The organism is Rhizobium sp. NLR10b (assembly GCF_019685435.1).
GTDB lineage: Bacteria > Pseudomonadota > Alphaproteobacteria > Rhizobiales > Rhizobiaceae > Rhizobium.
In genome coordinates this window covers 212,668-225,840 of record NZ_JABDWV010000007.1, presented here as the reverse complement: position 1 = coordinate 225,840, position 13,173 = coordinate 212,668, and the positions used below count along the sequence as shown (strand labels likewise).

Annotated in this window: 15 protein-coding genes; all 15 read right to left on the bottom strand. The window is 61.8% G+C overall.

Going from position 1 to position 13,173, the window contains the following annotated elements:
- Positions 1-8: 8 nt before the first annotated feature.
- The 15 genes from HJB91_RS13850 to HJB91_RS13780 all read right to left on the bottom strand — a co-directional run bounded on the left by HJB91_RS13850 (position 9) and on the right by HJB91_RS13780 (position 13,127).
- On the bottom strand, positions 9-461 hold the full coding sequence (locus tag HJB91_RS13850) for a type II toxin-antitoxin system RatA family toxin (protein WP_210631494.1): 453 nt from the start codon (positions 459-461) through the stop codon (positions 9-11).
- Positions 462-470: 9 nt separating this feature from the next.
- On the bottom strand, positions 471-1,049 hold the full coding sequence (locus HJB91_RS13845) for an AAA family ATPase (RefSeq protein WP_221154996.1): 579 nt from the start codon (positions 1,047-1,049) through the stop codon (positions 471-473).
- Positions 1,050-1,226: 177 nt separating this feature from the next.
- Complete coding sequence (lipA, locus tag HJB91_RS13840) at positions 1,227-2,198, bottom strand: lipoyl synthase (protein ID WP_221146565.1); 972 nt, start codon at positions 2,196-2,198, stop codon at positions 1,227-1,229.
- Between the two features lie 56 nt (positions 2,199-2,254).
- Positions 2,255-2,503, bottom strand: coding sequence for a GlsB/YeaQ/YmgE family stress response membrane protein (locus HJB91_RS13835; protein WP_088683956.1), 249 nt, complete (start codon positions 2,501-2,503; stop codon positions 2,255-2,257).
- Between the two features lie 23 nt (positions 2,504-2,526).
- The gene (locus HJB91_RS13830; RefSeq protein WP_011425215.1) at positions 2,527-2,781 is read right to left on the bottom strand and encodes a GlsB/YeaQ/YmgE family stress response membrane protein; all 255 of its coding nucleotides are present in this window, start codon (positions 2,779-2,781) and stop codon (positions 2,527-2,529) included.
- A gap of 75 nt (positions 2,782-2,856) precedes the next feature.
- Positions 2,857-4,302: a dihydrolipoyl dehydrogenase gene (lpdA, locus tag HJB91_RS13825; RefSeq protein ID WP_210631497.1), complete on the bottom strand. Its 1,446-nt coding sequence runs from the start codon at positions 4,300-4,302 to the stop codon at positions 2,857-2,859.
- A gap of 18 nt (positions 4,303-4,320) precedes the next feature.
- On the bottom strand, positions 4,321-4,902 hold the full coding sequence (locus HJB91_RS13820) for a GNAT family N-acetyltransferase (RefSeq protein WP_221154995.1): 582 nt from the start codon (positions 4,900-4,902) through the stop codon (positions 4,321-4,323).
- Between the two features lie 4 nt (positions 4,903-4,906).
- The gene (locus HJB91_RS13815; protein ID WP_012483686.1) at positions 4,907-5,548 is read right to left on the bottom strand and encodes an SGNH/GDSL hydrolase family protein; all 642 of its coding nucleotides are present in this window, start codon (positions 5,546-5,548) and stop codon (positions 4,907-4,909) included.
- 19 nt (positions 5,549-5,567) lie between these two features.
- Positions 5,568-6,914 carry a pyruvate dehydrogenase complex dihydrolipoamide acetyltransferase gene (locus tag HJB91_RS13810; protein ID WP_221154989.1) on the bottom strand — a complete coding sequence of 449 codons (1,347 nt, stop codon included), beginning with the start codon at positions 6,912-6,914 and terminating at the stop codon, positions 5,568-5,570.
- Between the two features lie 15 nt (positions 6,915-6,929).
- Complete coding sequence (locus HJB91_RS13805) at positions 6,930-8,309, bottom strand: pyruvate dehydrogenase complex E1 component subunit beta (protein WP_210631500.1); 1,380 nt, start codon at positions 8,307-8,309, stop codon at positions 6,930-6,932.
- A 15-nt stretch (positions 8,310-8,324) separates the two neighbouring features.
- Complete coding sequence (gene pdhA / locus HJB91_RS13800) at positions 8,325-9,371, bottom strand: pyruvate dehydrogenase (acetyl-transferring) E1 component subunit alpha (protein WP_011425209.1); 1,047 nt, start codon at positions 9,369-9,371, stop codon at positions 8,325-8,327.
- Positions 9,372-9,516: 145 nt separating this feature from the next.
- On the bottom strand, positions 9,517-9,837 hold the full coding sequence (locus tag HJB91_RS13795; protein WP_064802306.1) for a septum formation initiator family protein: 321 nt from the start codon (positions 9,835-9,837) through the stop codon (positions 9,517-9,519).
- Between the two features lie 135 nt (positions 9,838-9,972).
- Positions 9,973-11,247 carry a phosphopyruvate hydratase gene (eno, locus tag HJB91_RS13790; protein ID WP_210631501.1) on the bottom strand — a complete coding sequence of 425 codons (1,275 nt, stop codon included), beginning with the start codon at positions 11,245-11,247 and terminating at the stop codon, positions 9,973-9,975.
- 141 nt (positions 11,248-11,388) lie between these two features.
- Positions 11,389-12,234 carry a 3-deoxy-8-phosphooctulonate synthase gene (gene kdsA / locus HJB91_RS13785; protein WP_221154988.1) on the bottom strand — a complete coding sequence of 282 codons (846 nt, stop codon included), beginning with the start codon at positions 12,232-12,234 and terminating at the stop codon, positions 11,389-11,391.
- Complete coding sequence (locus HJB91_RS13780) at positions 12,231-13,127, bottom strand: VOC family protein (RefSeq protein WP_210631503.1); 897 nt, start codon at positions 13,125-13,127, stop codon at positions 12,231-12,233. The genes kdsA and HJB91_RS13780 overlap by 4 nt, the downstream gene beginning before the upstream one ends.
- Positions 13,128-13,173: the final 46 nt, after the last annotated feature.

Genomic DNA, 13,173 nt, shown 5'->3' with positions numbered 1-13,173 from the left:
ATCGTCCGTCACACCGTGGCGTAGATCCTGTTCGCCCTTGTCTCGAAGGCTTCGGTGAACATGCGGAAGGCGCGGTCGAACATCGAACCCATCAGCGCGCCCAGAATGCGGCTCTTGAACTCGTAGTCGATGAAAAAATTGATCGTGCAGCCGCCGGCCGGGGTCTCGGCGAAATGCCACCGGTTTTCCAGATATTTGAACGGACCATCGATATATTTGACTTCGATGACGTGTTCGGCTCGGTTCAACAACACCTGGGTCGTGAAGGTCTCGCGGATCGCCTTATAACCAACCGTCATGTCGGCCAGGAGCAGGATCTTGCCGTCGCGCTCCTTGCGGCTCCTGACGGAAAGCGCTTCGCAGAGCGGCAGGAATTCGGGATAACGCTCGACATCGGCAACGAGATCGAACATCTGGTCGGGCGTATGCGGTACGGATCGGTGCGTTTCGAACTGCGGCATAGGCGGCACTTAAGTGGGCGCGCCCAGAAGATCAAGGAGTTCGCGCATCTGGCGGCGGGATTTTAGCTGAAGAACCTGGTTGCCAAGGCCGCGTTCGGCGCTTCCGGCGACATAATCCCGAAGTGCGGCTTCGATCAGTGGCACGGCGTCCCGCTCGAAATTCCAGATATAGGCAAGCGCATCCAGCGAGATGCGCTCAGGACAGCCGGCCGGCAGTTCGGGACGGTTACGCCGAAAATAACGAAACGTTCTTGAGACGGCGCCAAACAGACACGCATATCTTGACGGACGAAGCCAAATCACGGCCTCGGCGCGCGGCAGCCGGAGATGGAAGGAATTGAGGCCGGTTCCATCCATTATCCAGCGCTCTTCCGTCACGGCATCGGCGATAAGACGGTCAATCTCGTCGCGCGGCCTCTTTCTCCAGCCCGGCAGCCAGTAGAAGTCGCGGTCCATGGAAATGTAGCGAAGATCGAGCTTTCGCGAGAGCCCCCTTGCAAGCGTGCTCTTTCCGCTGCCAGGGCAACCGATCACCAGGATGCGATCGGCATCGGCCAGCGTCGATTTCAATCCGGATATGATATTCATTGGCTGCCCAAAGAAAACCTTGGCAAAATCCACCGCAGTCAGTTTGTTGCCTAACCTCCCCATCCTACTCGACGTCATCATCGGCCTTGTGCCGAGGATCTGCTGCCCTATCGATCGGTTGCAGATGCTCGGGACAAGCCCGAGCATGACGAGAGAGAGCTTGGCAGCACCCAAACCTTACTCAGCCGCCAGCAACAACTTCTTCTCACGCGCCGCTCTCAGCCGGGCAAAATCATCGCCGGCATGGTGGGAAGAACGGGTCAGCGGGCTGGAGGCGACCATCAGGAAGCCCTTGCTGTAGGCGACGGTTTCGTAGGATTTGAACTCGTCCGGGGTGACGAAGCTCTCGACCTTGTGGTGTTTGCGGGTCGGCTGCAGGTACTGGCCGATCGTCAGGAAGTCGACATCGGCGGTGCGCAGGTCGTCCATCAGCTGCAGCACTTCGTTACGCTCCTCGCCGAGGCCGACCATGATGCCCGACTTGGTGAACATGGCGGGATCGAGTTCCTTCACCCGCTGCAAGAGCCGGATGGAATGGAAATAACGGGCGCCGGGGCGAACCGTCAGATAGTTGCCGGCAACCGTTTCCATGTTGTGGTTGAAGACGTCGGGCTTGGCGGCGACGACGCGCTCTAAGGCGCCCGGCTTCTTCAGAAAATCAGGCGTGAGGATTTCGATCGTCGTTGCCGGCGAGGCCTCGCGGATCGCCCAGATCACCTTTTCGAAATGTTCGGCACCGCCGTCTTCGAGATCGTCGCGGTCGACGGAGGTGATGACGACGTGGCTGAGGCCCATCTCCCTGACGGCCTTGGCGACGTTCTCGGGCTCGGCCATGTCGAGCGCGTTCGGCTTGCCGGTCGCGACGTTGCAGAAGGCGCAGGCGCGGGTACAGATCTCGCCCATGATCATGAAGGTCGCGTGCTTCTTGTCCCAGCACTCGCCGATATTCGGGCAGCCGGCCTCCTCGCAAACGGTGACGAGCTTGTGCTCCTTCACGATAGCGCGGGTCTCGGCATATCCCTTGGAGGTCGGCGCCTTGACGCGGATCCAGTCCGGCTTGCGCATGACTTCCGTATCCGGCCGATGCGCCTTCTCCGGATGGCGTACGCGCTTGGCGTCAGGATTGATCGTGTCGAGAATGGTCACCATTACAGTTTCAGCTTTCCGCCGCCCTATGCGGCACAGTCTCTATAGCGCGTCGCGATCTAGCGCCGCACCAGTCGCGCAAGGAATATCAGCAGGCAGGCGCCGAGGAAACCCGTCACGAAATAGCCGAGCCGTCCGCCGGCCAGCTGAACGTGAAACTGGGCGAGGATGGCGGTGGCGACGACCGAGCCGACGATGCCGAGCACAATGTTCAGGAAAATCCCGTATCGGGCATCCATCAGCTTGCCGGCGAGCCAGCCTGCAAGTCCGCCGATGATGATTGCCGAAATCCAGCCCACGCCTTCCATGCCTGTCCTGACCTCAAACTGCGCTACGCGACCGCCCTTGCGACCAGCACCACGATGATGGCGCCGACCGTGGCGTGGATGATCTGCACGACCAGCGCGTTTTCAATGCCCAGCGAAATGCCGAGCGCGCTGAACAGATAACCGCCGACGAAGGCGCCGATGATGCCGCTCAGCAGGCATCTGATCAGGCCGCCGCCACCGACGACCAGACTTGCCAGGAAGCCCGCAACCAGACCGATCAGCAAAAACACCAGCAACGCCTGCGTCTCCATAGACATGATGATTTCCTTTCGCTTTTTCCACCCGACCGGAGCGACTTCCCGCTCCGGCAAAAAAGGGCGGCCCCGAAATTCTCAAGCGTTCAGCACACGGCCATAGGCATCGAGCACCGCTTCCTTCATGGTTTCCGAAACCGTGGGATGCGGGAAGATCGTATGCATCAGCTCTTCCTCGGTCGTTTCGAGGTTCATGGCGACGACGAAGCCCTGGATGAGCTCGGTAACTTCGGCGCCGACCATGTGGGCGCCGAGCAGCTCGCCGGTCTTCTTGTCGAAGATCACCTTCACCATGCCCTGGTCTTCGCCGAGCGCGATCGCCTTGCCGTTCGCCGCGAAGGAGAAGCGGCCGACGCGAATGTCGCGGCCCAGTTCCTTGGCCTTGGCTTCGGTGAAACCGACGGAAGCGACCTGCGGGTTGCAATAGGTGCAGCCGGGAACCTTGCCCTTGTCTGTGGGATGAACATTCGGCAGCCCGGCGATCTTTTCGACGCAGACGACGCCTTCATGCTCGGCCTTGTGCGCCAGCATCGGCGGGCCGGCGACGTCGCCGATCGCATAGATGCCGGCGACATTGGTCTTGCCGTAACCGTCGGCGACGACGCAGCCGCGGTCGGTCTTGATGCCGAGTGCCTCGAGGCCGAGGTTCTCGATGTTGCCCTGAACGCCGACAGCCGAAATCATCCGGTCCGCGGTGATCTGCTGCACCTTGCCGTCCGACGTCTCGACATGCGCCGTGATGCTTCCCGCACCCTTCTCGACCTTGGTCACCTTGGCACTGGTGAAGATCTTGAGGCCGCGCTTTTCCAGCTGCTTGCGGGCGATGGCGGTGATTTCGGCATCCTCGACCGGCATGATGGTCGGCATGACTTCGACGACCGTGACGTCGACGCCCATCGAGCGGTAGAAGCTGGCGAATTCAATGCCGATCGCACCCGAGCCCATGACGATCAGCGACTTCGGCAGCGCGTCCGGCTTCAGCGCTTCGAAATAGGTCCAGATCAGCTTGCCATCCGGCTCGATGCCGGGCAGCGCGCGCGGGCGGGCGCCGGTCGCGATGATGATGTGCTTGGCGGTATAGGTGCCCTCGCCCTTGACGTTCTTCGGCAGCGGGTGCTGCGGCTCGACAACAGGCTTCGACGACTTGCCGACGACGATCTCGCCGGGCTTCGTCAACTTCGCTTCGCCCCAGATGATGTCGATCTTGTTCTTCTTCATCAGGAAGCCGACGCCGGCATTCAGACGGGCGGAAACGGCGCGCGAGCGGCCGACGACGGCCTTGGCGTCCGGCTTGACCGTGCCTTCGAGAACGAGGCCGAAATCCTTGAAGTGATTGGCATGATCGAGCACCTCGGCCGAACGCAGCAACGCCTTTGTCGGAATGCAGCCCCAGTTCAGGCAGATGCCGCCCATATGCTCGCGCTCGACGATCGCGGTCTTGAGGCCGAGCTGGCTGGCGCGGATGGCGGCGACATAGCCGCCCGGACCGGAGCCAATGATGATGACGTCGTAGGATTCAGCCATGTGTTTCCTGCCCTTTTGTTACGCTGCGCTGCGGGTCATGAGCACCCACGCGTGTCTCTTGCTGTTTTTGAAGAGCGGCACGGCATCGGCACGCGCAGCCTCCAGAAATCCGTTTCTTCCATAAAGCGACAGAGCCGCCTCGTTATCACTTGCGGTGATGAGACTGACCGGGCGGTAATCCGCCCTTTCGATCTGATCGTCCAGCAGCCTGCGCCCGATGCCGATGCCGCGCAGATGGCGATAGACGCCGAGACTGCCGATGAACCAGCTTCCCACCACCGTCTTCTGCAAGGCGAGCATCGGCTCTGTCGCCGGGATCGTCGCCTCGATATCGCCTATGCCTTCATCGAGCGCATGGCCGATCGCCACACCGGCGACCTCGCCATAAGCCTCGGCGATCACAGCATCCCGCCAGCCGCCGACAGCCTGCTCCTCACTCATTTTCAGCCGCCCCCGCTCTAACGGCGTGTCGCTGACGCCATTCGCCACATCGGCAAACCAGAGCCAGGAGGCAAACCCATGCGATGCGATATCCGCCAGGATCGCCAGCTCCGAGGCATCGCGCCGTGAGGCCTGCCGCAGGGCGATGAAGGCGGTCATATCCTCAGATCCCCAGCATCATCCGCACGATCGATTCCAGGCCGCGCCCGAGCGCACGCGTGTTCTCCGCATCGAGATGAATGCCGTCGATCGGCGTGGTCTTGGCGACGGAGTTGCCGTCGAAAAAGCCGCAGCCGAGTTCGTCGGCAAGGTCACGGTAGAGTGTCGCGAGCTTGGCAGATTCCTCGATGCCGCCGGGAAAGGAGGCGGCGAAAGGCACATTGCCCGTCGCGCAGATCGCCGGCGGCGCCACGATCAGGATCTCCGGCCCGTCGAATTCGAAGGGCCAGGCATGATTGCGGATCAGCCGCACGAGGCGGCTGATGCCTTGGCATGCGGCGAAGGCCGAACCGGCAACAACCGGCTTCATGTCGTTGGTGCCGAGCAGCAGGATGACGAGATCGAGCGGCGCATGTGTCTGCAGGATCGTCGGCAGAACCCGCGCACCGTTGCGGTCGCAATCGGCGAGGTGATCGTCGAAAGCGGTCGTGCGACCGTTCAGGCCTTCGGCGATGACGCGCGCCTCGCTGCCGAGCGCTGCCTGAAGCACGCTCGGCCAGCGATTCTTGTACTCATGACGGCCGATCGTCTCGGCGTCATAACCCCAGGTCAGCGAGTCGCCATAGCAAAGAACGGTCTTGGTCATTTCCGCCTCCGCTTCGCTATCAGACAAGCATGCCCATCGGATTTTCGATGTAGCCCTTGAAGGCCTGGAGCAGCTCGGCACCGAGCGCACCGTCGACGCAGCGATGGTCGGTCGACAGCGTAACGCTCATGACCGTGGCGATCGCCATTTCGCCGTTCTTGACGACGACCCGCTGCTCGCCGGCGCCGACCGCGAGGATCGTCGCGTGCGGCGGGTTGACGACGGCTGCGAAGTTCTTGACGCCCATCATGCCCATATTCGAGACCGAGCTGGTGCCGCCCTGGTATTCCTCGGGCTTCAGCTTGCGGTCCTTGGCCCGCTTGCCGAGATCGCGCATCTCGTTAGAGATGACGGACAGCGTCTTCTGCTCGGCCTTGCGGATGATCGGCGTGATCAGGCCGCCGGGAATCGAGACGGCGACGCCGACATCGGCGTGCTTGTGCTTGACCATGTTGCTGTCGGTCCAGGAGACGTTTGCATCCGGAACATCGCGCAGCGCCAGCGCCATGGCCTTGATGACCATGTCGTTGACCGAGAGCTTGTAGGCCGGGGCATTGTCCTTGCGCGGGGCCGCATCGTTCAGCTGAGCGCGCAGCGCCATCAGAGCATCGAGCTCGCAATCGACGCTGACGTAGAAATGCGGGATCGTCTGCTTGGATTCGACCAGGCGCCGGGCGATCGTCTTGCGCATGCCGTCATGCGGCACGAGCTCATAAGAACCCGGTTCGAAGAGCTTGAGCACGGCTTCCTCGGAAGCGCCCTTCGGCGCTGCAGCGGCCGGGGCCGGAGCGGCCTCCGGAGCGGAAGCAGCAGCGGCCGGAGCCGGCGCAGCCTTGGCGCCACCGCCGGCAACGGCGGCTTCGACATCGCTCTTGATGACGCGGCCATGCGGGCCGGAGCCTGCGACAGCGGAAAGATCGATACCGGCTTCCTTGGCGAGACGGCGGGCGAGCGGCGAAGAGAAGGTGCGGTTACCGCCTGCCGAAACCGATGCCGGTGCAGCGGCGGCAGCCGGAGCGGACTCAGCCTTCGCCGGTGCAGCCTCTGCCTTCGGAGCGGGTGGGGCTTCAGCCTTGGCCGGCGCGGCGGAGCCGGCACCGCTTGCGGCGGCGGCGACATCCTCACCGTCAGCGGCGAGAACCGCAATCAGCGCGTTGACCTTGACGCCTTCGGTGCCGGCCGGAACGACCAGCTTGGCAACCGTGCCTTCATCGACGGCTTCGACTTCCATCGTCGCCTTGTCGGTCTCGATCTCGGCGATGACATCGCCAGACCTGACCGTGTCGCCTTCCTTGACCAGCCACTTGGAAAGATTGCCTTCTTCCATGGTCGGAGAGAGGGCGGGCATCGTGATATTGATCGGCATCGAAATACCCTCCCCTTATTTGTAGCAAACGGCCTTCACCGCATCGACGACTTCGCCGACATTCGGAAGGGCCAGCTTTTCGAGATTGGCGGCGTAAGGCATCGGCACGTCCTTACCGGCGATCGTCAGGATTGGCGCATCGAGATAGTCGAAGGCCTGCTGCATGACGCGGGTGGCTATTTCGGTGCCGACGGATGATTGCGGATAACCCTCCTCGACGGTGACGAGGCGGCCGGTTTTCTTTACCGATTCGATAACGGTCGGCAGATCCATCGGGCGGATGGTGCGAAGATCGATCAGTTCAACGTCGATGCCGAGCTGTTCGAGCTCGGCGGCCGCCTTCGTCGCATAAGTCATGCCGATGCCGAAGGACACGACCGTGACGTCCTTGCCCGGGCGATGGATGCGCGCTTTGCCGATCGGCAGCACGAAATTATCGAGCTTCGGCACGTCGAAGTGCTGGCCGTAGAGAATTTCGTTTTCGAGGAAGATGATCGGGTTCGGGTCGCGGATTGCCGCCTTCAGCAGGCCCTTGGCGTCGGATGCCGTGTAGGGCATGACGACTTTCAGGCCGGGGATGGCGCTGTACCAGGCGGCATAGTCCTGGCTGTGCTGGGCGCCGACGCGTGCGGCGGCACCGTTCGGGCCGCGGAAGACGATCGGAGCGCCCATCTGGCCGCCAGACATATACAGCGTCTTGGCGGCCGAGTTGATGATATGGTCGATCGCCTGCATGGCGAAGTTGAAGGTCATGAATTCGACGATCGGGCGAAGGCCGGCCATGGCGGCACCGACGCCGACTCCGGCAAAGCCGTGCTCGGTGATCGGCGTATCGATGACGCGGCGGGGGCCGAATTCCTGCAGCAGGCCCTGCGTGACCTTGTAGGCGCCCTGATATTCGGCGACTTCCTCGCCCATGACGAAGACGTCGTCGCTGGCGCGCATTTCTTCGGCCATGGCGTCGCGCAGCGCTTCACGCACGGTCATTGACACCATTTCGGTGCCAGCTGGAATCTCCGGGTCATTCGGAACGACAGCCTTCGGCTCGGCCGGAAGCGGCGCTGAGGCCGAACCGGTGTTGGTCGGCTTTTCTTCCTGGGCCACCTGCGGAGCGGCGGCGGCCGGCTTGGCGGAAATATCCGAAGCGGATTCGCCGTCCTGCAGCAGCACGGCAATTTTGGTGTTGACCTTGACGCCTTCGGTGCCGGCGTCGACCAGCAGCTTGCCGATGATGCCTTCGTCAACGGCTTCGACTTCCATCGTCGCCTTGTCGGTCTCGATTTCGGCAATGACGTCGCCTGAAGTGACCTTGTCACCTTCCTGCTTCAGCCATTTGGACAGCGTGCCTTCTTCCATGGTCGGAGAGAGGGCGGGCATGAGGATATCGATAGGCATGGGTTCCCTCCCCGATTAAAGCAGAATGTCGGTGTAGAGCTCGGATGCATCCGGCTCCGGATCGGCCTGGGCGAAGTCGGCGCTGTCGGCGACGATGTCGCGGACATCCTTGTCGATCGCCTTCAGATCGTCTTCGGAAGCCCAGCCCTTTTCAATGAGGCGCGCCTTCACCTGCTCGATTGGGTCCTGCTCGGAGCGCATCTTCTGCACTTCTTCCTTCGTGCGATATTTCGCCGGATCGGACATGGAGTGGCCGCGATAACGATAGGTCAGCATTTCGAGAATGATCGGCCCCTTGCCGGAGCGGCAATGTTCTAGCGCCTCGTCGGCCGCCGCCTTGACGGCGCGAACGTCCATGCCGTCGACCTGAATGCCGGGAATGCCGAAACCGGAGCCGCGCAGCGAATAGTTCGACTGGGCGGTGGCACGGGCGGTCGAGGTGCCCATGGCGTAACGGTTGTTTTCGACGATATAGACGATCGGCAGCTTCCAGAGCGCCGCCATGTTGAAGCTCTCGTAGACCTGGCCCTGGTTGGCAGCGCCGTCGCCAAAATAGGCGATGGCGACATTGCCGTTGCCGCGGTAGTGGTTTGCAAAAGCAAGCCCCGTTCCGAGCGAAACCTGGGCGCCGACGATGCCGTGACCGCCGTAGAAATGCTTCTCTTTCGAGAACATGTGCATCGAGCCGCCCTTCCCGTGGGAATAGCCGCTGCGGCGCCCGGTCAGCTCCGCCATGACGCCGCGCGCCTCCATGCCGGTTGCCAGCATATGGCCGTGGTCGCGATAGGCGGTGATGACCTGATCGCCTTCCTTCTGTGCCATCTGCATGCCGACAACGACGGCTTCCTGACCGATATAGAGATGACAAAAGCCGCCGATGAAGCCCATGCCGTAAAGCTGACCGGCCTTCTCCTCGAAGCGGCGGATCAGTAGCATCTCGCGATAGGCCTTGAGTTCCTCATCCCGATCGAAGTCGGCTACCGGGCCTCCATTCGATGCTTTGGCTGCTGGTTTTGCTGCAGTTTTGCGGCTGGAAACGGTCGCGGTCTTTCGCGGCGCCATTCAACCCTCCCTATGGGTTTGTCGTTTCTCGGTGGCGCGTACCATAGGGAAGAAATATGACCACAGCAATGCCATAATTGCATGGCTCGTATTCGGCGCTAAATGATTGAAAACAAATCTGGAATTCCAATTAACCCGATTTCGGTTAATTGGAATAATGGTTGAAAATGACGATCTCGTCCGCGCGCGACATATTCAGCTGATATCGCGCCTTTTCGTCCAACATATCCTTGTCGAGCGAGCCATCACTCAGCAGCGCGACCTGGCTTTCCAGATGTTCGCGCTTCGCCTTAAGGACGGCAAGCTCCCTTTCGCGCGCGACGCGCTGACGCTCGAACGTCTCCGTCGCCCGCAGGCCATAATCGCCATGGATGCAATGATAACCGAAATAGGAAAGGAAGGCGACCGTCATGGCCGGAATGACGAAGCGGCCGAGCTTTCTCTTCTTATGATGCTTTGTCCACATACACGCATGCTCTTGAACGCATTACCAATTCGCTCAGCATAACGCGCAGAGATTAACCGTTCATTGACCGTAGAAAGCGCGCACGAAAAAACCCGCGCCGGGAGGCGCGGGTCGAGCCGTTGAAAATCGGAACGATCAGCCTTTGATGATCGAGCGGCCGGCATACTGGGCCTGGGGGCCGAGGCCTTCCTCGATGCGGATCAGCTGATTGTACTTGGCGAGACGGTCGGAACGCGACAGCGAACCGGTCTTGATCTGGCCGCAGTTGGTGGCAACGGCAAGATCGGCGATGGTCGAATCTTCGGTTTCGCCGGAGCGGTGCGACATGACCGCGGTATAGGCCGCCTTATGCGCCGTGTTGACGGCGTCGAGGGTTTCCGTCAGCGAGCCGATCTGGTTGACCTTGACGAGGATCGAGTTGGCGACGCCCATGCGGATGCCGTCGCGAAGGCGGGCGGAGTTGGTGACGAAGAGATCGTCGCCGACGAGCTGGGTCTTCTTGCCGATCAGATCGGTCAGCGCCTTCCAGCCGTCCCAGTCGTCTTCGGCCATGCCGTCCTCGATCGAGATGATCGGGTATTTGCCGGCGAGCTCGGCGAGATATTCGGCCATGGCGCCCGATTCGAGCGTACGGCCTTCCCCTTCGAGAACATACTTGCCGTCCTTGAAGAATTCCGTCGAGGCGCAGTCGAGGCCGAGGCACATGTCGTCGCCCGGCTTGTAGCCGGCTTTCTCGATCGACTTCATGATGAAATCCAGGGCTTCGGGCGCGCTCTTCAGGCCGGGGGCGAAGCCGCCTTCGTCACCGACATTGGTGTTGTGGCCCTGCGCGGCAAGCTCCTTTCGAAGCGTATGGAAGACTTCCGACCCCATACGCACGGCGTCGGCGATCGAATCGGCGCCGACCGGCAGGATCATGAATTCCTGGAAGTCGATCGGATTGTCGGCATGGGCGCCGCCGTTGATGATGTTCATCATCGGCACCGGCAGGAGGCTGGCGGAAGCGCCGCCGACGTAGCGGTAAAGCGGCAGGCCGGATGCCTGGGCGGCAGCCTTGGCGACGGCGAGCGAGACGCCGAGGATGGCGTTGGCGCCGAGGCGCGACTTGTTCGGCGTGCCGTCGAGCTCGATCATGATGTTGTCGATCTGAATCTGGTTTTCGGCGTCGATGCCGCCGATCGCGTCGAAGATCTCGGTGTTGGCGGCCTCGACCGCCTTTTCGACGCCCTTGCCGAGATAGCGCTTGCCGCCGTCGCGCAGCTCAACCGCCTCATGCGCGCCCGTCGAGGCGCCCGAGGGAACGGCCGCGCGGCCCATGCTGCCGTCTTCGAGATAGACGTCGACTTCGACGGTGGGGTTGCCACGGCTATCGAGGATCTCGCGGGCGATGATATCGGTGATTGCAGTCATGGGTTCTTCCTGCTCGGTGGGTGATAAGTCGTTCGAAGCCTGTCATAATCGAAGGCGTGCAAATTACAATGCCGCAATTTCCGGCCTCCGAACCAGCATTCCGTCGTGGCCTAAACCACGAACATGTCAGCTTGTTGAACGTCAGGACTTGGCGATCGCATCGAAGGCAAGCAGCTTCTCGAGCAGTCGCGGCATGTCCTTGAGATAAACCATATTCGGGCCATCGGACGGCGCGTTGTCGGGGTCCTGATGGGTTTCGAGGAAGACGCCGGCAATTCCCGTCGCCACTGCCGCGCGCGCCAGCGTTTCCACGAACTCGCGCTGGCCGCCGGAGGAATCGCCCTGCCCGCCCGGCTGAGCGACGGAATGCGTCGCGTCGAAGATGACGGGAGCGCCCATCGCCGCCATAATCGGCAGCGAGCGCATGTCGGAGACCAGCGTATTGTAGCCGAAGGAAGCGCCACGCTCGCACAAGAGCACATTCGGATTGCCGCTGGCGTTGAGCTTCTTCAGGACGTTCTTCATGTCCCAGGGGGCGAGGAACTGGCCCTTCTTGACATTGACGGCACGGCCGGTCCTTGCGGCGGCGATCAGTAGGTCGGTCTGACGGCAGAGGAAGGCCGGGATCTGCAGGACATCGACCACCTTGGCCACCTCGGCGCATTGCTCGGCCGTATGGACGTCGGTTATGACCGGAAAGCCGAATTCCTTCTTGAGGTCGGCAAAGACCTCCATGCCCTTTTCCAGGCCGATGCCGCGCTCGGCCGAGAGCGAGGTGCGGTTGGCCTTGTCGAAGGAGCTTTTGTAGACAAGACCCATGCCAAGCTTTGCGCAAAGCTCCTTCAGCGTGCCGGCGACCATGAAGGCGTGGTCCCGGCTCTCCATCTGACAGGGGCCGGCAATCAGCGACAGGCGGGCGGTATTGGAAAAGGTGACCTGACCTTCGCCTTCGCCGATCCTGACTTCGGAATTCGTGTCGGTGCTCATCGTGTTTCCTCGAAGGCGAAGAGCGCACCCTGCCCGGGCGTAGACTTCACCAGAATGCGATTGTTCTTGCGCGTGAATGTGATCCCGTTAGCACCCAAATGCGCTTCTGTCACGGCAAGATCGGCGACGGTGAAGAGGATTACCCGGCCGCGCAGACCACGATCGGCGGATGAGACGGCAAGCTCGAAATAGGCCTCCAGCCCTTCGGGCGTCATCAGGCTGATCTTCGCATTTGATGCCGCGATATTCACGCCGAAACCGGTTTTCTCCGCCGCCGCCTGCCCTATCGCAAGTCCGACGAAGGCGGCGAATGCCGCCGGGTCCGGCGCACAAAGCGCGATCTCGGCAATGCCGATCACGCCATTGGCATGCGTCTCCAGCGCGGCGCGATCTGTCGGGAAGGAATTGATGCGCTGGCAGGTAAAGAGAAAGAAATCGGGTGCGCGCAGATCAGCTGCAAAGGCCAGCTTGAAGCTGCCGACGGTCTCCGAACCATCCGGCATCCGCATCGGCCGGCTGAATTGCAACATCTCGCCGGCGCTCGCGCCGTTGCTGACAAAGCGCTTATGATCGAGGCCGGCATCCTCGCTGAGGAAGGCCAGCGCAGACAATCCCTCCTCGCCGCAGCGGAAGCGGAAGGCGCGATTGCGGGCGATGAAGACATTGCCGTGGCGGGCCGCTGCCTCGCTCTCCTCGACGCTCGCCACGCCAAGCGGCTCCAGATAGGTCTTGTCGGCGAAAAAGACGCAGGCATTCTCCGTTCCGAAGGGATGGCGCCCATCGGCGGCGACGGTGAAACCGAGCTTGCCGAGCCTCTCACGCGCCAGATCGATATTGACCACCGGCAGCACGACGTGATCCAGCGGATGCGACTTGGCGGAATGCGCGTTCATGATATCCTCCTGAAAGGGGCAAAGATGTGCGACAGCCCCTCCCCGA